The sequence below is a fragment of the Niveispirillum sp. GW835-FHT14G11 genome (assembly GCF_058793615.1).
Genome location: NZ_JBXAFZ010000004.1, coordinates 177,862 through 197,961, shown reverse-complemented (window position 1 = coordinate 197,961; position 20,100 = coordinate 177,862). Strand labels below are relative to the sequence as shown.

At 66.1% G+C, this 20,100-nt stretch carries 19 protein-coding genes; 10 read left to right on the top strand and 9 right to left on the bottom strand.

From position 1 onward, the window contains the following. The 5 genes from tatA to AC1Q7F_RS09475 form a co-directional block, all read right to left on the bottom strand. Entirely contained in the window at window positions 1-207 is a 207-nt protein-coding gene (tatA, locus tag AC1Q7F_RS09495) for a twin-arginine translocase TatA/TatE family subunit (RefSeq protein WP_492506077.1), read from the bottom strand. A 101-nt stretch (window positions 208-308) separates the two neighbouring features. After that, window positions 309-1,493, bottom strand: coding sequence for an ABC transporter ATP-binding protein (locus AC1Q7F_RS09490; RefSeq protein WP_492506075.1), 1,185 nt, complete (start codon window positions 1,491-1,493; stop codon window positions 309-311). A 67-nt stretch (window positions 1,494-1,560) separates the two neighbouring features. Continuing rightward, window positions 1,561-1,956, bottom strand: a complete 396-nt coding sequence (locus AC1Q7F_RS09485; protein ID WP_492506073.1) for a DUF1850 domain-containing protein — start codon at window positions 1,954-1,956, stop codon at window positions 1,561-1,563. Then, entirely contained in the window at window positions 1,956-4,049 is a 2,094-nt protein-coding gene (locus tag AC1Q7F_RS09480; RefSeq protein WP_492506071.1) for a TRAP transporter permease, read from the bottom strand. The genes AC1Q7F_RS09485 and AC1Q7F_RS09480 overlap by 1 nt, the downstream gene beginning before the upstream one ends. A gap of 58 nt (window positions 4,050-4,107) precedes the next feature. After that, on the bottom strand, window positions 4,108-5,076 hold the full coding sequence (locus tag AC1Q7F_RS09475) for a TAXI family TRAP transporter solute-binding subunit (protein ID WP_492506069.1): 969 nt from the start codon (window positions 5,074-5,076) through the stop codon (window positions 4,108-4,110). A 235-nt stretch (window positions 5,077-5,311) separates the two neighbouring features. On the opposite strand from AC1Q7F_RS09475, the gene AC1Q7F_RS09470 reads away from it, so the two are divergent. The 3 genes from AC1Q7F_RS09470 to AC1Q7F_RS09460 are packed head-to-tail and all read left to right on the top strand — an operon-like array spanning window position 5,312 to window position 7,937. Further along, entirely contained in the window at window positions 5,312-5,638 is a 327-nt protein-coding gene (locus AC1Q7F_RS09470) for an XdhC family protein (protein WP_492506067.1), read from the top strand. Continuing rightward, window positions 5,635-6,345, top strand: a complete 711-nt coding sequence (locus tag AC1Q7F_RS09465; RefSeq protein ID WP_492506065.1) for an XdhC family protein — start codon at window positions 5,635-5,637, stop codon at window positions 6,343-6,345. The genes AC1Q7F_RS09470 and AC1Q7F_RS09465 overlap by 4 nt, the downstream gene beginning before the upstream one ends. Further along, complete coding sequence (locus AC1Q7F_RS09460) at window positions 6,345-7,937, top strand: NTP transferase domain-containing protein (RefSeq protein WP_492506063.1); 1,593 nt, start codon at window positions 6,345-6,347, stop codon at window positions 7,935-7,937. The genes AC1Q7F_RS09465 and AC1Q7F_RS09460 overlap by 1 nt, the downstream gene beginning before the upstream one ends. On the opposite strand, the gene AC1Q7F_RS09455 is transcribed toward AC1Q7F_RS09460, so the two are convergent. Then, a complete protein-coding gene (locus AC1Q7F_RS09455; protein WP_492506061.1) occupies window positions 7,938-8,396 on the bottom strand; it encodes a hypothetical protein in 459 nt (152 codons plus the stop codon). It abuts the gene before it with no gap. A 164-nt stretch (window positions 8,397-8,560) separates the two neighbouring features. On the opposite strand from AC1Q7F_RS09455, the gene AC1Q7F_RS09450 reads away from it, so the two are divergent. The 3 genes from AC1Q7F_RS09450 (at window position 8,561) to AC1Q7F_RS09440 (ending at window position 11,679) form a co-directional block, all read left to right on the top strand. Then, window positions 8,561-8,815, top strand: coding sequence for a hypothetical protein (locus tag AC1Q7F_RS09450; protein ID WP_492506059.1), 255 nt, complete (start codon window positions 8,561-8,563; stop codon window positions 8,813-8,815). 115 nt (window positions 8,816-8,930) lie between these two features. Continuing rightward, window positions 8,931-11,126 carry an excinuclease ABC subunit UvrB gene (gene uvrB, locus AC1Q7F_RS09445; protein ID WP_492506491.1) on the top strand — a complete coding sequence of 732 codons (2,196 nt, stop codon included), beginning with the start codon at window positions 8,931-8,933 and terminating at the stop codon, window positions 11,124-11,126. 121 nt (window positions 11,127-11,247) lie between these two features. Then, window positions 11,248-11,679, top strand: a complete 432-nt coding sequence (locus AC1Q7F_RS09440; protein ID WP_492506058.1) for an OsmC family protein — start codon at window positions 11,248-11,250, stop codon at window positions 11,677-11,679. 150 nt (window positions 11,680-11,829) lie between these two features. On the opposite strand, the gene AC1Q7F_RS09435 is transcribed toward AC1Q7F_RS09440, so the two are convergent. Continuing rightward, the gene (locus tag AC1Q7F_RS09435) at window positions 11,830-12,648 is read right to left on the bottom strand and encodes a sugar phosphate isomerase/epimerase family protein (RefSeq protein ID WP_492506056.1); all 819 of its coding nucleotides are present in this window, start codon (window positions 12,646-12,648) and stop codon (window positions 11,830-11,832) included. Window positions 12,649-12,736: 88 nt separating this feature from the next. After that, window positions 12,737-13,636 (bottom strand): LysR substrate-binding domain-containing protein, encoded by a 900-nt coding sequence (locus tag AC1Q7F_RS09430; RefSeq protein ID WP_492506054.1) that lies wholly within the window; start codon window positions 13,634-13,636, stop codon window positions 12,737-12,739. 105 nt (window positions 13,637-13,741) lie between these two features. On the opposite strand from AC1Q7F_RS09430, the gene AC1Q7F_RS09425 reads away from it, so the two are divergent. From AC1Q7F_RS09425 to AC1Q7F_RS09415, 3 genes are all read left to right on the top strand, one after another. Beyond that, window positions 13,742-14,506 (top strand): phytanoyl-CoA dioxygenase family protein, encoded by a 765-nt coding sequence (locus tag AC1Q7F_RS09425; protein ID WP_492506052.1) that lies wholly within the window; start codon window positions 13,742-13,744, stop codon window positions 14,504-14,506. 140 nt (window positions 14,507-14,646) lie between these two features. Then, on the top strand, window positions 14,647-17,085 hold the full coding sequence (locus AC1Q7F_RS09420; protein ID WP_492506051.1) for a beta-galactosidase: 2,439 nt from the start codon (window positions 14,647-14,649) through the stop codon (window positions 17,083-17,085). Window positions 17,086-17,154: 69 nt separating this feature from the next. Further along, entirely contained in the window at window positions 17,155-17,619 is a 465-nt protein-coding gene (locus AC1Q7F_RS09415) for a DNA polymerase III subunit chi (protein ID WP_492506049.1), read from the top strand. Between the two features lie 66 nt (window positions 17,620-17,685). Here the strand turns inward: AC1Q7F_RS09415 and AC1Q7F_RS09410 are convergent, their stop codons facing one another. Continuing rightward, on the bottom strand, window positions 17,686-19,026 hold the full coding sequence (locus tag AC1Q7F_RS09410; protein ID WP_492506047.1) for a putative bifunctional diguanylate cyclase/phosphodiesterase: 1,341 nt from the start codon (window positions 19,024-19,026) through the stop codon (window positions 17,686-17,688). A 261-nt stretch (window positions 19,027-19,287) separates the two neighbouring features. Between AC1Q7F_RS09410 and AC1Q7F_RS09405 the strand changes: the two genes are divergently transcribed. Then, window positions 19,288-20,082, top strand: coding sequence for a YdcF family protein (locus AC1Q7F_RS09405; RefSeq protein ID WP_492506045.1), 795 nt, complete (start codon window positions 19,288-19,290; stop codon window positions 20,080-20,082). Window positions 20,083-20,100: the final 18 nt, after the last annotated feature.

Sequence of the window (20,100 nt, the reverse complement as noted above, 5' to 3'; positions counted from 1 at the left end):
TCAAGCCTTGGGCGCGTCGTCGGTCTTGGCGGGCGGGGCATCCTTGTCCGGCTGGGTGCCGTCCCGGGAACCGTCGGACAGGTTGGACTTGAAGCTGCGGATGCCCTTGCCCAGGTCCCCCATCACCTTCGGCAGCTTGCCTGCGCCGAAAATGACCAGGAGGATCACCAGGATCACCAGGATCTCCATCCACCCCAAACCACCCATTGCAATCACTCCGCCTGACTAAAGGGGCACCAATACCCATACCGCCGGAAAAGGCGCGGGATCATGGCAGAAAGCACCGGGGGCCGCAATGCGGCCGGGTGTTACCGTTTTTCAAAGACGAAAGCCTGGCGTGGCTCCAGCGTCACGCTGACATGACTGCCATCGTCGGGCAGGAAATGGCCGGGCGCGCGGGCATGCAGATGATGCGGGACCCCGTCGCGGTCGGTGACGCGCAGATGCACCAGACTGGTGCGGCCCAGCAGGCGCGAGGCTTCCACCCGCGCCAGATTGGGCACGCCGGTCACGTCGCCATCGGCGGCCATGGTCAGGCGCAGGGCTTCCGGCCGGATCAGGACGTCCACCACGGTCCCTTCGGGCAGATGCGTGACGGTCAGGCAGCCGACGGGCGTATCGACGCGGCCATGGCGCACGACACCCGACAGGCTGTTCACCTCGCCGAAGAAGCTGGCGGCAAACGCGTCCACCGGCTTGGTATAGAGGGCGGTCGGTGATCCCAGCTGCACCAGATGCCCGTCGCGCAGCAGCGCGATGCGGTCGGCCAGGAACATCGCCTCTTCCGGATCGTGGGTGACGATCATGGTGGCGGCGCCGCTGCGCTTGAGCACATGCAAGGTCTCGTCGCGCACCGTCTCCCGCAACCGGGTGTCCAGGCCCGAGAAGGGTTCATCCAGCAGCAGAACCGCCGGGCGCGGCGCCATGGCGCGGGCCAGGGCCACACGCTGCTGCTGCCCGCCCGAGAGGGCATGCGGGAAGGACCGGGTGAACCCTTCCATACCCACCTGCTCCAATGCTGCCAGCGCGCGGGCATCGCGTTCGGCGGCAGGCAGGCGGTTCAGGCCGAAGCGCACATTGTCCAGCACGTTCAGGTGCGGGAACAGGGCGTAATCCTGGAACACCAGCCCGATTCCGCGCCGTTCCGGCGGCAGGGAGTTGCCGGGCCGGGCAATGGTCTGGCCGGCGATGGCGACGCTGCCATCCTGGATCGTCTCCAGACCGGCCGCCAGCCGCAGCAGCGTCGACTTGCCGCAACCCGACGGGCCCACCAGACAGACGATCTCCCCCGGCGCGATGGACAGGGATACGTCGGTCAGCGCGCGCTTGAGCCCGTAATGATGGCTGACCTTGTCCAGCGACAGGGACGGCAGGGGCAGGGGGGCACGCCGGGGGCCGGCCGCATCCAGCGGCTGTACCGGGGCACAGTCCAGGTCGGGCCGCAAAATCTCGCTGATCGTCGCATCCATCGCGGCCGACGCCTTCCACTTCATTCCGGGGTCCGGGAACCCCCAACAGGCTTCATACTTAGGATGCCGCCCCTGCCTTTGCAAACCGTTATTAACTGGAGGGCGGACATGCGGTCATCCGCACCGGCTCTTCCGCATCCGTGCCCAGCCAGTCATGCAGGAGAGCGCAGCGGTCGGCGGCGCAGAGCGTGTGATCACCGGTGAAGCGGCTGGCGGCCAGGGTCACATCCTTCAGAGAAGTGCCGGGACGGCTGACCCACCAGCCATCCACCAGCTTGGCGTCGGGACCGGGCTCCATGCCCACGCCGCTGCCCTTGACCAGGGAGCGTTCCAGCACCAGACCGTCCCTGGTCACCCGGAATTCCTCGCGCCATTCCACCTTCTCGATCGAATGGGTCCAGGACAGGGTGAAGCGGTCCGCCGGCACCCGCACCGGCGGTCGGTCACCCAGGGTCAGGCAGAGGGCCAGGACGGCGCCGGCCGGCATCAGGCGACGGCCAGCTTTCGGCCGCGCAGCACCTGCCGGGCCAGGAACAGGGCGGACAGGGCGAAGCCCGCCTCATCCGTCCAGGGCATGGCCAGGATCAGCAGCACGGCCGCGACGAAGCCCCAGGCCATCTCCCACAATCTCAGGGGTGTGCGGTAATAGCCGATGGTGACGATGCCCAGCATGCCAATTCCGACCAGCGCCTTGATCACCATGTAGATCGTGTCCAGCCAGTCGCCCGATTGCAGCATCAGCGCCGGGTCGAACACGGCCATGAAAGGCACCAGATACCCCGCCACACCGATGCGGGTGGCCAGCCAGGCGATCTCCATATGTCCGGCCCGCGCGATGGGCGATGCGGCCAGCGCCGCCAGCGCCACCGGCGGGGTCAGGTCGGCCATGATGCCGAAATAGAAACAGAACATATGGCTGACGATCAGCGGCACGCCCAGTTGTTGCAGCGCCGGGGCGGCGATGGAGGCGGTGATAATGTAATTGGCCGTGGTCGGCAGGCCGGTGCCCAGCACGATGCAGGCGATCATGGTCAGAAAAAGCGCCAGCAGCAGATTGCCGCCCGACAGGTTGACAATGATGCCGGCCAGGTCCGATGCCAGGCCGGTCAGGGTCAGCATGCCGATCAGGATGCCGACCAGGGCGCAGGCCACCCCCACCGCCACCGCCGCCCGCGCCCCGTCGGCCAGCGCCTCTGTCAATGCCACCAGCAGCGCCCGCCCCGATTTGAAGGCGAAGCAGGGCAGGACCAGCAGGGCGATAACCACCATGGCCATCTGCTCCGTCCGCAATCCCGCCTGGGACAGACCCCAGGCCCCCAGGCCCAGCCCCACCCAGAAGGCTACGCGCGCCGCCGTCCCGCCCAGCCGCGCCACCAGCAGCAGCCCGATCATCAGCACCACCGTGCCGGCAATGCCCACCACGCCCGCGAACAGGGGCGTGCGGCCCGACAGCAGCAGCGTGACCAGGGCCACCAAAGGCAGCAGCAGGTGCCAGCCCCGGCGCAGCGACGGCAGCAGCCGGGGACACTCGCTCTCCGGCAACCCATGCAGGCCGGCGCGTGCCGCCTCCAGATGCGCCATCCAATAGGCCGACACGAAATAGAGAATGGCCGGAATGGCGGCGGCCTTGCACACCTCCAGGTACGAGATGCCCAGCGTTTCGGCCATGATGAAGGCGGCGGCGCCCATCACCGGCGGCAGGATCTGCCCGCCCATGCTGGCCGTCGCCTCCAGGGCGCCGGCAAATTTCGCGCTATAGCCGAAGCGCTTCATCATCGGGATGGTGAACTGCCCCGTGGTCAGGACATTGGCCACGCCCGACCCGTTGACCATGCCCATGAAGCCCGACGACACCACCGCCACCTTGGCCGCCCCACCCAGCCGCCGCCCGACCAGGGCCATGGACAGGTCGTTGAACAGCCCGATCACCCCGGCCTTCTCCAGGAAGGCCCCGAACAGGATGAACAGGAAGATGAAGGTGGAGGAAACGAAGGTCGGCGTGCCGTAGATGCCTTCGGTGGAGAAATGCAACTGCTCGATCACCTGATCCAGTGCATAGCCGCGATGGGCCAGGAAGGCGGGCAGGTGGGGCCCGAACATGGCGTAAGGCACGAAGATCAGGCACATCACGGGCAGGCCCCAGCCCATGATGCGCCGCGCCGCCTCCGCCACCAGCATTGTGTTCAGCGCACCGACCCACAGATCCAGGTCCGTCGGCGTGCCCGACCGGATGATCAGGTCATGTTCGAACACCCAATGGTACAGCCCCAGCAGGAAGGCCAGTCCACCCAGCGCCCAGTCATAGGCCGGCACCCGGTCCCGCCGCATCCCGTCACGCGCGCCGATCAGCAGGAAGCCCATCAGCAGCAGGAAGCCCACATGCACCGACCGCACCACCAGGCTGGATAGCGGGTTGAACGTCGCCGTCCAGAGCTGGAACAGCGCGAAGGCGATGGCGATCAGAAAGATGACCCGGCGGTCGCCGGCCCGCAGCCGGTCGATCGCCGATGTCGGATCATCCTTTTCCACGGCACGGCGGATCGCTTCCGCGTCGATGGCCGGGGGCGGGGTGGTCGTCATGCGAGGCCTTGTCGTGGAATGACGAGAAGGGAGGAAAGGGAAGCGGTGGGAAAACCCCTCACAACACCCCCTTCTCCGTGTAGAAGCGCCTTGCCCCCGGATGCAGCGGCGCGAATTCCATCGCCGCGTCCTTGGACAGAACGATCTGCTTGGCCGCCGCATGGGCGGACTGCAAGGCGGCCACATTCTCGAACATCAGTCTGGTCAGCTGGTACGCAGTCTCGTCCGGCAACCCATCATGGGTGGCCAGCGCATTGCCGGTGATCACCGTCGGCACATCCGCCGTCTGGCCGTTATAGGTGTTGGCCGGGATCAGGGCGGAACGGTAGACCGCTTCCCCGATACGGCCCACGGTTTCGGCTGGCACCGGCACCACCGTGATGTCGATGGAACTGGCCAGATCGCGCAAGGAGGCCACGCCCAGCCCCGCCGATTGCAGCGTGGCGTCCAACTGCTGGTTCTTCATCAGATCGACGCTTTCGGCAAAGGGCAGGTACTCCACCTTGGCGAAATCGCCATAGGAAAGGCCGGCGGCCTTGACCACGGCCCGCGCGTTCAGCTCCGTACCCGATTTGGGCGCCCCCACCGACACGCGCTTGCCCTTCAGGTCGGCCAGGGATTTGATACCCGACGCCGCCGACGCCACGATCTGGATATAGTTGGGATAGATCACCGCCAGGCTGCGCAGCTTGTCCAGCGGCTTGGCGAACCCCACCTCCGCATCGCCGCGCACGGCCTGGACCAGGGTATCGGTCTGGGTGAAGGCCAGTTCGCCGCGTCCCGCCTGCAACAGGTTCAGGTTCTCCGCCGAGGCCTTGGTGGCCTGGACGGAGAATTTGGTGTCGGGCATGGCCTTGCCATAGATCTGCGACAGGGCCACGCCCAGCGGGTAATAGACGCCGCTGGTGCCGCCGGTCAGGATGGTGATGAAGCGCGGTGCCTGTGCCAGGGACGGCAGCGCCCCGCCCATGGCTGCCGTAGCGCCCAGACCCAGAAGACCGAATTGCCGCCGGTTCAGCATCCGCATGTCCCATCCTCCCGATTTCGTTGACGCCCAAGGCAGGGCGTTGGGGGCTGTCCTGGCCCCACATGGTTAATGCCCGATCTTTCAGAAAATAACGCCGCCGCGCAACCATGCATCGGGCCGGATTTTCCTTTTGTCGCGGCTTTATGGCAGGGTGCAGTGCGGCATGACGGGGAGGTGACAATCGCCCCTTGCCACCCCATTTGATGACCCATGCCCTTTCAGGACCCCGATCCGCATGAGACAAGACGATAACGAAGCCATCCTGGCCCAGGCCGCCCGCTGGCGGGAATGCGGCGTGCCGGTGGCGCTGGCCCATGTCATTGCCACCTGGGGATCGGCCCCGCGGCCGGTGGGCAGCCTGATGGCCGTGTCAGGGGATGGCGCCATGGCCGGCTCCGTCTCCGGCGGCTGCGTGGAAGGGGCCGTGGCGCTGGAGGCGGCGAAGGTGCTGGCCGACGGGGAGGCGCGGTTCCTGTCCTTCGGCATCAGCAATGAGATGGCCTGGGAGGTTGGTCTGGCCTGCGGTGGCAAGCTGGAAATCTATGTGGAGCCCATCCAATGAAAGCCCGGCTGTTCGATGCGCTGCGCAAGGCGCTGGCCGACCGCCGCCCGATGGCCCTGGTCACCGACCTGGGCTCCGGCCTGCAGACCCTGGTCGATGCCGACGGGCGCCAGCAGGGGGAGGTGGGGCTGGAGGAGGAGTTCCTGCCACAGGTGCTGGACGCCATCCACCAGGACCGACGCGGCATCGTGGCGTTCTACGATGGACGCTTCTTCATCAATATCTTCCCGCCGCCCAACCGGCTGCTGATCGTCGGTGCGGTCCATCTGGCCCAGGCGCTGGTGCCGGCGGCCAGGCTGGCCGGGTTCGATGTCACGGTGATCGACCCGCGCGCCGCCTTTGCCACGCCGGAACGGTTCCCCGACACCGCCCTGTCCACCGACTGGCCGGATGAGGCGCTGGCAACGCTGCGGCCCGATGCCCGCACGGCCGTGGTGGTGCTGAGCCATGATCCCAAGTTCGACGACCCGGCCCTGATCGCGGCACTGGCCAGCGACGCCTTCTATATCGGTGCCCTGGGCGGGCGGCGCAACGCGGCGGCGCGGCGGGAACGGCTGCGCGGGCAGGGGCTTGATGAGGTGCAGTTGGACCGTATCCACGGCCCGGTGGGCCTGGATATCGGGGCGGTGACGACGGCGGAGATTGCCGTCGCCATCCTGGCCGACATCGTGCTGGCCCTGCGTGGGCCGAAATGGAAGACGGCATAATGCGCTTCGGTCCCGTCCCGGTCGCCCACGCGCTGGGCGCCATCCTGGCCCATGGCGTCCATCATCAAGGCGGACGATTCGCCAAGGGCCGCGTGATCGGCGCCGATGACATTGCGACCCTTGTCCGGTCTGGCATCGAAACGGTCACCGTGGCCCGGCTGGAGGATGGCGATGTGGGGGAGGATGCGGCGGCATCGCGCGTCGCCGCCCGGTTGGCGGGTGCAAACCTTACGGTCAGCGCCGCTTATACCGGCCGGGTCAACCTGTTCGCGGCGGCAGATGGGCTGGCGCTGGTGGAGGCATCGACCATCCATGCACTGAACCGCGTGCATGAGGCGGTGACCATCGCCACCCTGCCGCCCTTCACGCCCGTGCTGAAGGGCCAGATGATCGCCACCATCAAGATCATTCCCTTCGCCGTGGCCAGCGATGTCATTTCGAATCTGGAATGGATGCTGGCGGGCACCGGCCCCATTTCGCTTTCCCCCTGGGCCGGGCTGTCGGCCGGCCTGATCCAGACCATGCTGCCGGGCACGAAGCCTGGCGTTCTGGACAAGAGCGTCGCCGTTACCACGGAGCGGCTGGCCGGCATCGGCAGCCATCTGGTGGGGGAGATGCGGGTGCCGCATGCGGTGGAACCGCTGGCAGCTTCGCTGCAGGCGGCCGACGGCGATATCCTGCTGGTCATCGGTGCCTCGGCCATCACCGACCGGCGCGATGTGGTGCCGGCCGCGATTGAGGCGGCGGGCGGGCGTGTGCTGCATGTCGGCATGCCGGTCGATCCGGGCAATCTGCTGCTGCTGGGCGACCTGGACGGGCGGCCGGTGCTGGGCCTGCCAGGCTGCGCCCGCTCGCCCAAGCTGAACGGTGTGGATTGGGTGCTGCAGCGGCTGGGTGCCGGGCTGCCCGTGGATGCCGGCACCCTGATGGGCATGGGCGTGGGCGGGCTGCTGGCGGAAATCGCCGGCCGGCCCCTGCCGCGCGCCCTGGCCACGTCCCTGCCGCGGGCCCCGCGCATTGCCGGGCTGGTGCTGGCCGGCGGCCTCAGCCGGCGCATGGGTGGCGGCAACAAGTTGCTGCATCCCTGGCAGGGCAAGCCCCTGGTCCGGCATGTGGCCGAGGCGGCTCTGGCCGCACAACTGGCCGGCGTCACCGTGGCCACGGGCCATCAGGCCGATGATGTACGGGCCGCCCTGGAGGGGTTGGGCCTGGATTTCGCGCATGCGCCGGACCATGGGGACGGGCTATCCGCGACGCTGAAGGCCGGGCTGGCGGCCCTGCCCGATGATGTGGACGGGGTGATCGTGCTGCTGGGTGACATGCCGCGTGTCACCACCGGCATCATCGACCAGCTGGTCGCCGCCTTCAGTCCGGTTGACGGGCGCGGGATCATCCTGCCCACCTGCGGCGGCAGGCAGGGCAATCCCGTGCTGTGGGATCGCGCCTATGTGGCGGAGATGATGGGGCTCAGTGGCGATGCGGGGGCGAAATCCCTGATCGCCCGGCATGCGGGTGCCGTGTGCGAGGTGGCGGTGGCGGATGCGGGCGTGCTGCTGGACGTGGATACGCCCGATGCGCTGGCCGCCCTTTGATTACAGATATTGCCCCAGCACCTTGAGATAGGGCCGCGCCTCCTGCACGAACTGCACGATCTCGTACATCAGGTCGGGCAGGGTGACATGACCAGACACGGTAGCCTGGCCCAGAACCATGATCATCTGCTTCTCATCCACCACGAAGCGGGCGGCGGACAGGTTCCCGGCAGCAGCGCGCAGCACCTTGGACAGGCGCACGCGCTTCTCGGGCGATTCGATGGTGAAGGGCATGTACCCCACCTCGGCCCAGACCTGGAACAGCGTGTCACCGCCGGTGGGTGTCAGGCTGATATGGAACATCAGCCCATCCAGGAAGAAATGATGGCGGGACGCGGTGGTCGGGCTGGTGACGGTGAAATCGCCGGCCTCGTCCATGCGGACGGCACCGGGACCGATGGGCAAACCCTTCTCTGCTGCGCGCGCCAGCTGGGCAACTGTTTGAAGCGCCTGAGACACCGGCCCACTCTCCCCCCATCACCGCCCCGGCACCCTGCCGGACGGACATAGAATATTCGTTATAGGCGCGATGGGCATTTGGTCCAGTGAATTTGCGAAGACCTACCTGGAAGAGCGCTCGGCCACGGGTCGCATGCCTGCGTGATCGGGGGCATACTACGCCCATGCTCACCTATCCCGACATATCCAGCCTGCCCGACGATCTGGCGGCGTCCCTGGTCCGGTTGGTGCGCCTGGTCAACCAGCTGCGTATTCGCGATCCCGACCTGGACCAGGTGGCCCTGTCGGTGGAAACGGCGCTGGATTTCCAAGCGGCGACCATCCTGATCCGTCATGTGGAACGGTCGGGCGACGGGTTCCGGCTGATGCTGAGCCCCTGGGATGGACGCCAGTTGCTGGACGGATCGGGTGAGCGCTGACAATAGGGAACAAAAACGGATCATCCCCCTTTTCGGGCGGCCCGGTCCGGCATAGATTAGGGCCATGACCCAGATAGCCGCCCATGCTGCCGCCCTGTCCGCCCTGGAAGCCGCCATGCCCTGGCGCGTGAAGGTGGAGGAGAGACCCTATATCGAGCCGCTGACCGTCGTGTCGGACTATGTCCCGGCCGGCGACCAGCCGCGCGCGATCGAAGAACTGACCAACGGCATCCTGCGCGGGGAACGGGATCAGGTGCTGCTGGGCGTCACCGGCTCGGGCAAGACCTTCACCATGGCGCATGTCATCCAGAACGTGCAGCGCCCGACCCTGATCCTGGCGCCGAACAAGACACTGGCGGCGCAGCTGTATGGGGAGATGAAAAGTTTCTTTCCGAACAATGCCGTAGAGTATTTTGTTTCCTACTATGATTATTATCAGCCCGAAGCCTATGTGCCCCGGACCGATACCTATATCGAGAAGGAAAGCTCGATCAACGAGCAGATCGACCGCATGCGCCACGCGGCCACCCGCGCCCTGCTGGAGCGCAAGGACTGCATCATCGTCGCCTCGGTCTCCTGCATCTACGGTATCGGGTCGGTGGAGACCTATTCGGAGATGACCATCCCCCTGAAAGTGGGGCAGAGCCTGCAACGCCAGGCGTTTCTTCAGAGATTGGTTGAACTTCAGTACCGGCGCACCGATGTGGGCTTCGGGCGCGGGTCGTTCCGGGTGCGCGGTGACACGGTGGAACTGTTCCCCGCCCATCTGGAGGACCGGGCTTGGCGCCTGTCGCTGTTCGGCGACGAACTGGAAGCGATCCATGAGATCGACCCGCTGACGGGGGAGAAGCTGACCTCCATGAAGGAGGTGCGCATCTATGCCAACAGCCACTATGTCACGCCCAAGCCGACGCTGTTCCAGGCGGTGGAACAGATCAAGCGTGAGTTGAAGCTACGGCTGGAAGAGCTTGTTCCACAAGGAAAATTGCTGGAGGCACAGCGGCTGGAACAGCGCACCACCTTCGATATCGAGATGATGGTGGCCACCGGTTCCTGTGCGGGGATCGAGAATTATTCACGCTATCTTTCGGGGCGCAATCCAGGGGAGCCGCCGCCGACCCTGTTCGAATATCTGCCGCCCGATGCGCTGCTGATGGTGGATGAAAGCCATGTGATGGTGCCGCAGGTGGGCGGCATGTACCGGGGCGACTTCATGCGCAAGTCGACCCTGTCCGACTATGGCTTCCGCCTGCCATCCTGCGCCGACAACCGCCCGCTGAAGTTCGAGGAATGGGACGCGATGCGCCCGATCTCCGTCTTCGTGTCCGCCACGCCGGGCAATTGGGAGTTGGAGCGCACGGGCGGAGTGTTCACCGAACAGGTGGTGCGGCCCACCGGCCTGGTCGATCCGCCGGTGATCATCCGCCCCACCGACACCCAGGTGGACGATGTCATGGCGGAGGTGCGCGAGGTCACGGCCAAGGGCCTGCGCGTCCTGGTCACCACGCTGACCAAGAAGATGGCCGAAGCGCTGACGGAATATATGATGGAAGCGGGGATCAAGGTCCGCTACATCCATTCTGACGTCGAAACCCTTGAACGCATTGAGATTATCCGCGATCTGCGCCTGGGCGTGTTCGACGTGCTGATCGGCATCAACCTGCTGCGCGAAGGCTTGGACATTCCCGAATGCGGGCTGGTGGCCATCCTGGATGCCGACAAGGAAGGCTATCTGCGCTCCCGCACCAGCCTGATCCAGACCATCGGCCGCGCCGCCCGCAATATCGAAGGCCGCGCCATCCTGTATGCCGACCGCGAGACGGCCAGCATGACGGCCGCATTGGAGGAAACGGCGCGGCGCCGGGCCAAGCAGCTGGAATATAATGCCGCCCATGGCATCACCCCGGAATCGGTGAAGAAGAACATCGCCGACATCCTGGGCAGCGTCTATGAGCGCGGCGACCGGGTGGAGGTGGATACCGGTGCGGCCGAAGGCATCGGTCTGGCCGGCAAGGACATCAAGACCATCATCGCCGAGCTGGAAAAGAAGATGCGGGCCGCCGCCGCCGACCTGGAATTCGAGGAGGCGGGTCGCATCCGCGACGAGATCCGCCGGCTGGAGGCCATCGAGCTGGGCCTGTCGCCCGGTGCCTCGCCCATCCGCGCCTCGGCCCAGGGGGAGAAGTCGCGGGCACCGAACCGCAAACCGGAAAAGGGCGGACGCACCAAGGGGGCGGCCAAGACCAAGGATGGCGGGCTGGAGGTCGGCGGCATCGAGTTCGGTGGCAAGAACACCAAGCGGCGGCGGTGATCGGCCGGGAGTTCAGCGCAAGTTTGGTTAAATTCCGCAAAATCCGTCCGCGGCCCCCTCTGGTTTGTCACCGACTGGTGCTACGCTTCGCCGCCAAAACCATTCCTGAGGGAGAAGCGACATGGCCCAGATCAAGCGCACCGCCAACGCCGTGTGGAACGGCACCGGCAAGGACGGCTCCGGTACCCTGACGACGCAAAGCGCCACACTGTCCAGCGTGCCGTTCAGCTTCGTGGCCCGCTTCGGTGACGGCAAGGGCACCAATCCGGAGGAGTTGATCGCCGCCGCCCATGCCGGCTGCTTCTCCATGCAGCTGTCTTTCCTGCTGACCGCCGCGAACTTCCCGCCCGATGAGCTGAAGACCGGGGCCGTCCTGATCATGGAGAGCGAGGGGGGCGGCTGGAAGATCGCCGCTGTGGAACTGACCCTGGTCGCCAAGGTGCCGGGCATCAGCGCCGACAAGTTCCAGGAGATCGCCGCCCAGGCCAAATCCATGTGCCCGGTCTCCAAGGTGCTGAACGCCGAGATCCGCCTCAACGCCTCGCTGGGGTGACACCGGATTCCGATGATTACAAATCATCGGAATCCGGTACGGCGGCGACTGCCGCCGCGCGGCACGTGCCGCGTAGCCAAGCCAACGGATGTTGGCGCCGGCGCCTGAGGCCCGGTGATCGGTTGCGATCACCGGGAACGCGGATAAGGATCAGACCCAGAGCGCGCGGACCATGTCCTTCAGGCGCCTGGCCTCTTCCCACCGGTCGGTCAGTTCCCCGCCCCGTGTATCGACCACGGCATAGGGCGGGGGACCCAGTTCGACCATGAAGCTCAGCGTGTCGTCGGGGCCCGCACCCGCCCGCCAATGGGCGAAACCCTGCCGCCACCAGCCCAGGAACAGATCCAGCCAGGGTTGATGGTGGCCGCCGATGGGGGCCTGCACCTGATGCGCCGTGGCGACGCGGCCATGGAAGGCGTGGGCCCGACGCAGCACGCGGTCGATGGCTTCATGCTGGGCCGGATTGATGGGCAGGTCCCATTCCCCGGCCACGACATAATGGCAAAGGTCGGCGGTCAGCGGCAGGTGGGGCATTGCGTCCAGCAGGCGCAGGAAGAAGGGCAGGTCCTGGGTCAGCCGCGCCCGGTGCGTCTCATAGAAGAGGGGCAGGCCGGCCCGCTCGCGCACCCGCTCCATCCCCTTCACCAGCCGCATGGCATCGGCCACCCGGTCCATCGGCCCGGCGATCTGGACGTTCAGATGATGGGCGCCGAGTGTCGCCGCCTCATCGGCGAACCGCGCCAGTTCGTCGGCGTCGCGGGCCAGCACCTGTGCCTCCCAGGCCAGGCCGCGTTCATTCATGAAGCACGACGTGATGGCGGTGCGTTCCTTGCGCGCCAGATTGGTGCCGGCCCCGTCGAACCCGGCATCCACCACGGCCTGCAGCGCCGTTTCCAGGTCGTTCCACACATCGAAGCCGGGGCACTTGTCCAGCCCCCAGACGGATTGCAGGATCAGCAGGCGGGGCATCGGTTTCTCCGGTGTGATGGCCCTGCTGCTTTCCGCCATTCTCCCCGCCCCGTCCAATCGCAATCGTTCAACGGCTCATGCGCGGATGCTATGACCCGGCTAGACAGGCTTGCGCCTCATCCCGCACCGCCGCCCGCAGCCAGGCGACGGGCGGCGGGGTGGGACCGATATCAGGTTCGATCAGGGTGAAGTCGAAGCCGATGGCGGGTGTCACGGGCCGCACCGCCACACCCAGCCGGCGGAACAGCCGGGCGGTGAAGGGCTCGACGATGGCCAGGCCCAGCCCGGCCTCGACATAGGCATAGATGGGCAGCGATTGCTGGCATTCCAGCAAGCGCTCCACCACCACGCCATGGGCTGCCAGGGCTGCGTCGATGCCGTTCCACAGGGCGTCGGCCTCATGCATGGGACCGATGAACGGCTCCCCGGCCAGGTCCTTCACCCGCACCATCTCCTGCGCCGTCAGCCGGTGCCCGGCGGGCAGGGCACAGACATAATCGGCGCGGATCAGGGGATCGGTGCGGATCCCGTCGCGCGGGGACGCGGCCACCCCGATACCCAGATCGGCCTGGCCCAGGAACACCCGATCCTCGATGGAACGCTGCCCCAGCGCCTCCACCGTCACCTTCACGTCCGGATGGCTGGCGCGGAACCGGGTCAGCACCGGCGGCAGCACCGAGGTAGCGATGGCCGACAAACACGCGATGCGCACCGTACCCACGGGATGCGCCCTTATGCGCCGCGCGGCTTGGGACAGCAGGTCCAGGCCGGTAAAGGAACGCTGCACCGCCTCAAACAGGGTTTCGGCCTGCGGTGTGGGATGCACCCGGCCGCCACGCCGTTCGAACAGGGGGAAGCCCACGGCATATTCCAGGTCGGCAATCAATCTGCTCACGGACGGCTGGGAGATGTTCAGCATGGCGGCGGCGGCGGTCACCCCGCCGCTCATCATCACCGCCCTGAACGCCTCGACCTGTCGCATCCGCATGGGGACATAGTATTCACGAATGAAGTCGTGATGCAATTCGATTGGATGCGATGGCCGATCCGGCGCCAGAATGGTTCCAACAGCAGCCGATGCCGGGAGGAAAAGATGAAATATGAAGCGCAGCGTGAACAGTTTCAGCGTGAAGGCTATGCCGTGTTCGAACGCGTGCTGGAGGGGCCATTGCTTGACATCCTGCGCGCCCAGTGCGGCCGCATGGTGGAACGGGAGGATGCACGCCTGGACGCGCTGGGGGTCGATGTCGATGGCATCACCCATCGCGGCAACCGCTATTTCGCCGGCGAATGCCAGCGGGTGCAGCCGGAATTGCGGGAGATGCTGTTCTCCGAATTGATGGCCGATATCTGCCGTGCCACCATCGGCGACGACGCCTATTTCTTCTATGATCAATATGTGGTGAAGGGGGCCGGCGGCGGCATGTCCTTCAGCTGGCATCAGGACTCAGGTTACGTCGTGGGCAATGGCGGCCCGCCGGACCACAAGCCCTATCTGACCTGCTGGTGCACGCTGGATGACACCACCATCGAGAATGGCACCGTCCGCGTCCTGCCGTTCAGCCAGGCGCCGGCCACCCGCGATGGCATCGTCCCCCATGTCCGCCAGCCCGGCACCAACGATCTGGTGGGCTGGAGCGGGGATGAGGAAGGGGTGGTGGTGGCGGTACCGGCCGGCTCCATCGTGGCGTTCTCCTCCCTGCTGCTGCACGCCACGGGGGCCAACCGCACTGACCGCATGCGCCGTGTCTATCTGGCACAGTACAGCCCGGAAGTGATCCTGAACCCCGGCACCCGGCAGCTGCGCCGCAATGCCATCCCCGTGCTGCGGGGCGGCAAACAGGTGACGTTTGCATAAGGCAAAGCACCTGGACGCTTGCCCATATCCACCCCCATCCCGGTACAAAACCGGGATGGGGGCCAGGAACCGGTTTCATGCATCATATTTATCGTATAATAATCCCACCCAAGCATAAGATCATGTCTTGGGAGGTTGGAATGCGCGTTGAACCGGGCCGGACGGCCACGGCCCTTCTGGTTGCGACCCTGATGGGCGGGACCGGTATAGCGGTTGCCGAAACGCTGCTGACCGTGGATGCGACCAGGCCCGCGCCGGCGCTGGAGACCGGCTATCTGAAGATGGGGCAGGGGGTAAGCCCCAAGAGTGGCACCATCGCCATCAACAACCGCTATCTGACCCTGGATGGCAAGCCGTGGCTGCCCATCATGGGCGAGTTCCACTACAGCCGCTTTCCCGCCGATGGCTGGGACGAACAGCTGGCCAAGATGAAAGCGGCGGGCGTCGACATCGTCGCCAGCTACATCATCTGGAACCATCATGAGGAAGTGGCGGGCACCTTCACCTGGGACGGCGACCGCAACCTGCGCCGCTTCGCCGAACTGTGCGCCAGGCATGGGCTGAAACTGGTGGTGCGCATCGGCCCCTGGTCGCATGCGGAGGTGCGCTATGGCGGCATTCCCGACTGGGTGGTGGATGCCATGCCGACGCGCGGTGACGACCCGCAATATCTGGGCTTCGTCGACCGCTATTACCGGCAGATCGCGGCCCAGGTGCAGGGCCTGCTGTGGAAAGATGGCGGACCTGTCATCGGCGTGCAGCTGGAGAATGAATATAACCTGACGGGGCCGGGCCAGGGGCGCGAGCATATTGCAAGCCTGAAGCGGCTGGCCCTGGCCGCCGGTTTCGACGTGCCGCTCTATACCGTCACCGGCTGGGACCAGGCGGTCTATCCCAGCGGGCAGGTGGTGCCGGTGTTCGGCGGCTATCCGGACGAGCCCTGGAAGGCCAGCCCGGACATCCTGCCACCCAAGGAGACCTATGCGTTCCGCTTCGACAGCCGGGTGAGCGGCAATCTGGGCGCCCAGACCATGGCCACGCGCCAGGGCGATGCCGATCCCGACATTCCGCACACGCCCTTCCTGGGCGCCGAATATGGCGGCGGCGTGCCGGCCATGTATCGCCGCCGGGCCGTGATCGATCCGGCCGACATCTCCGCCATGCTGCCGGTCCAGATCGGGTCGGGCGTCAACCTGTTCGGCTATTACATGTTCCATGGCGGCCGCAACCCGCTGGGCCGGACCACGCTGGAGGAGAACACTTCCATCCATGGCCATAACGACACGCCGATCATCGGCTATGATTTCCAGGCGCCCATCGGCCAGTATGGCGACATGCGGCCCGTACTGCGCCGGGTACGGCCCTTCCATCTGTTCACGGCATCCTACGGGGACCAGCTGGCACCCATGGTGCCGCAGGCCCCAGTGGTGCTGCCCAAGGCGCTGGACGATCTGTCCACCCCGCGCTGGTCGTTGCGCAGTGCCGGCGATGCCGGCTTCCTGTTCTTCAGCGCCCATATCCGGCAATACAGCATGCAGCCGGCGACCGATGTGCGTTTCGCCATCGATCTGCCCGGCGGGCGGGTGAGTTTCCCCGCGAAACCCATCACCATCCCCGCCGGGTCGCACTTCATCTGGCCGGTGAACATGGATCTGGGCGGTGCCAGGCTGGCCTATGCCACGGCGCAGCCGGTGACACGGATCATGGTGGATGGGGTGGAAACCCATATCCTGCAGGCCGAACCGGGCGTGCCGGTGGAACTGGCGCTCACCGGGGCCGGCAAGGTGGAAGCGGTGGGCGCCAAGGTTGAACAGCAAGACGGGCGCAGCATCGTCACCGGGCTGGAACCGGGGACCGGGGCCGTGGTCGGCTTCACGGCCGGAGGCAGGCCCAAGCGCCTGCTGGTCCTGACGGAGGCGCAGGCGGAGAACCTGACCCTGCTGCGCCGCGACGGGCGCGACGTTGCGGTAATCAGCGGCACCGACCTGTACCCGTCGGATCGCGGGTTCGAGATGCGCAGCCGCGGCAGCAATGTCTTCCGCTATGCGACCCTGCCTGCCATCGGGCCGGGCGGCAAGGCGGACGGGCTGTTCACATCCTATGAACGGTCCGTGCCGGCCCGCCCGGTGCTGCCGGTGACGGTGGAAAAGTTGCGCGAAGCCGGCAAGGCGCCGCCCATCCGTATCGGCGGCCCGGCCAAGGCCGCCATGCAGCCAGCCCCGGAAGCCTATGGCCGTTCCGCCGCCTGGACCCTGACGCTGCCGCGCGACGTGCTGCAGGGCGTGGCCGATGCCTGGCTGGAACTGGATTACCAGGGCGATGTCGGGCGGCTGTTCGCCGGCACAAGGTTGATCGACGATCATTATTTCAATGGCCCCGCCTGGCGGATCGCCCTGAAGCGCTTCGCGGCGGAAATCCGGGAGCCGCTGACGCTCACCATCATGCCGCTACGCGCCGACGCGCCCATCTATATCCAGCAGGAGGTGAAGCCCGTGCAGGAAGCCGGTGGGCAGGTGGCGGTACTGAAGGGCGCCCGGCTGGTGCCGGAATATAAGCTGGCGGTGGAGATCGCCAAATAGACCCAGGCTGCTGTTCCCGGCCGGCTTTTATGCTAAAGCCAAGGCCGGGAACATTGGCGGGATCAGTTGATGACGGAGCGGCGTTTCTATCACCTGACGCGCAAGACCCTGGAACAGACCTTGCCAGGTCTGCTGGAAAAGTCGCTGGAACGCGGCTGGCGCGCCTTGGTGATGACAGGCAGTAGCGAACGGGCCGACATGCTGAACCAGCATCTCTGGACCTTTAAGAATGACAGCTTCCTGCCACACGGCACCGCCAAGGACGGGCACCCCGATCATCAGCCCGTGCTGATCCATCCGGCAACCGACGGCGTGCCGGAAAAGCCACCCAACGGGGCCCATGTGCTGTTCCTGACCGATGGAGTGGACGGGCAGGGGCTGACGGGCGTGGAACTGGTCTGCGACCTGTTCGACGGCAACGACCCCGATGCCTTGGCCGCCGCGCGCGACCGCTGGCGCGCGGCCAAGGCGGCCGGCGACGATCTCACCTACTGGCAGCAGAACGAACGCGGCGGATGGGAGAAGAAGGCTTGATGCCAACGGTCATGGAAAAATGACCGTTGGAGGCCAGCGACTGCCGGCGCCTGAGGGAACGAAATATTAAGCCGCCGGCGCCGCGTGGCGGATGAATTCCGCGAAACCTTCGGCCGGCATGGGGCGGGCGAACAGGTAGCCCTGGCCTTCCTCCACGCCCAGGCGTTTCAGGATTTCCCACTGTGCCGGGGTTTCGATCCCTTCGGCCACCACCTTCAGGTCCATGGCCTGGGCCATGGCCACGATGGCTTCCACAATATGGCGCGTGCTCTGGTCGCGCTCCATATCCATCACGAACTTGCGGTCTACCTTCAGGCAGTCCAGCGGCAGTTCGCGCAAGTATGACAGCGACGAATAGCCGGTGCCGAAATCGTCCAGCGCCAGGGCCACGCCCCGGTCGGCGATCCAGCGCATCTGCTGCAAGGCGCCTTCCAGATCGTCCGGCAGAATGGTTTCCGTGATCTCCAGCTGCAGCAGATGCGGCGGGATGCCGCTTTCAGCCAGCAGCACATCGATCAGGGCGGGCAGATGGCCCCAGCGGAACTGGCGTTCCGACACGTTCACCGCGATCTGGATCGGCGGCAGGCCCGCATCCAGCCATTCACGGATCTGCTTGATGGCGTTGCGCAGCACCCATTCCCCGATGGGGACGATCAGGCCCGTTTCCTCCGCCGTCGGGATGAACACGCCAGGCGGAACGATACCACGCACCGGGTGACGCCAGCGCAGCAGCGCCTCCCCACCCACCGGTTCCCCACCCTGGATGGCGACCTTGGGCTGGTAATGCAGGACCAGCTGGTTGTTGCGGATGGCGGCCCGCAGCTCATCCTCCAGGTCAAGCCGTTCCTTCAGCTCGTCACGCATGGAGCGGGTGAAGTGCAGATAACTGGCCGTGCCCGACTGCACCGCCTGTTCCAGCGCCACGCAGGCATTGCGGACCAGGGCAGAGCCGTCGGTCGCGTCGTTGGGCGACACGGCAATGCCGATCTTGGCCGACACGAACAGCTGCTGGCCCTCGATGATGATCGGCTCACCCATCGAATTGGCGATGGCCGATGCCGCGAACAGCGCCTTGCCGGCATGGTCAAGGCCGGGCAGGAAGATGGCAAACTGGGTCTGGGCGAATCGGCAGATCAGATCGTTGGTGCCGCAGACGGGCGTCAGCCGCTTGACCAGCGTGGCCATGGCCAGATCCAGGGCCCCTTGGCCATGGACGCGGAACAGCTGGGGCAGGCGGTCGAATTCTACCACCAACAGGCCGGCAATCAGGTTGCCGCCATGCTGTTCCATGATCTCGCCGACCCGGGTCACGAAAGGCCGCATCTCCCACACCCCCGTCACCGCGTCGCGGGGGATGTAGTCGGCCGCGGCGGCCGCTTCCGGGATCAGGCTTTTGGACAGGGTCACGACGGCTATGTTCCGTGGTACCGGGTCAGGAAGGCGAAAGGCCGAGGGGCGAGAATATTGTTACAAAGCTCATGTCACCCCGTCCCCAGAACTTAGCAAGCGCAATTCGGTTTGATACCGCCCGCGTCGCCGCGCCACGACGACCTGCGTAATATCATTGCACATCCCCAGGGGCGATGGAACGCATCAATGGAGCGGCTGGCCATTTTCTGCCACTGTGCCCGAAGCTGGTTTCCCTGGGTTTCGAAAGGGTAAGGTGCCATGGGATTTGGCCTGGGCAAGCTGTTTGCCGCGGTGACATCGCCAGGCAATCTGCTGCTGCTGTTGCTGTTGGCCGGGCTCACGATGCTGGGCTTCGGCCGGCGGCGTTGGGGCGGCGGTTTGGTGGCAATCGGTGTCCTGGGATTGACACTGATCGCCACCACGCCCGTCTCCACATGGGCGCTGATGCCGTTGGAACAACGATTCCCGATGCCGGACGCCGCCTCGTTGGGACAGGTGGACGGGATCATGGTGCTGGGTGGGGCGCTGATGCCCGTGGGGTCGAAGGAACATGGCACGCCGCAGCTGAATCGGGAGGCGGAACGGCTGACCGTGCTGCCCGGTCTGATGCGCCGCTTTCCCGACGCCCGGGTGGTTTTCACTGGTGGCAGCGGCGATCCGCGCGCGCCGGATGACCGGGAAGCGACGTTCGTGCTGGCCCTGCTGGCCGACTGGGGCCTGGATACGGACCGCGTGACGCTGGAGGACGTGTCGCGCAATACATGGGAAAACGCGGTGAACAGCGCCCCTCTGGTGGGCAAGGGCGAACGTTGGCTGCTGGTGACATCGGCCGCCCATATGCCACGCTCGATCGGCGTGTTCCGCACAGTGCTGCCGCAGACGGACTTCGTCGCCTGGCCCGTCAGCTACAATGCCAACCGGGCGGAGGCCCATCGTTTCGGCCTGAACTTGGCCGAAAATCTGGAGCGGATGGAGAATGCCGCCCATGAATGGCGGGGGCTGGTGGCCTATCGCCTCGCCGGTCGTATCCCGGCGGTACTACCTCCGCCCTGACACTTGCCCCGTCCGGCC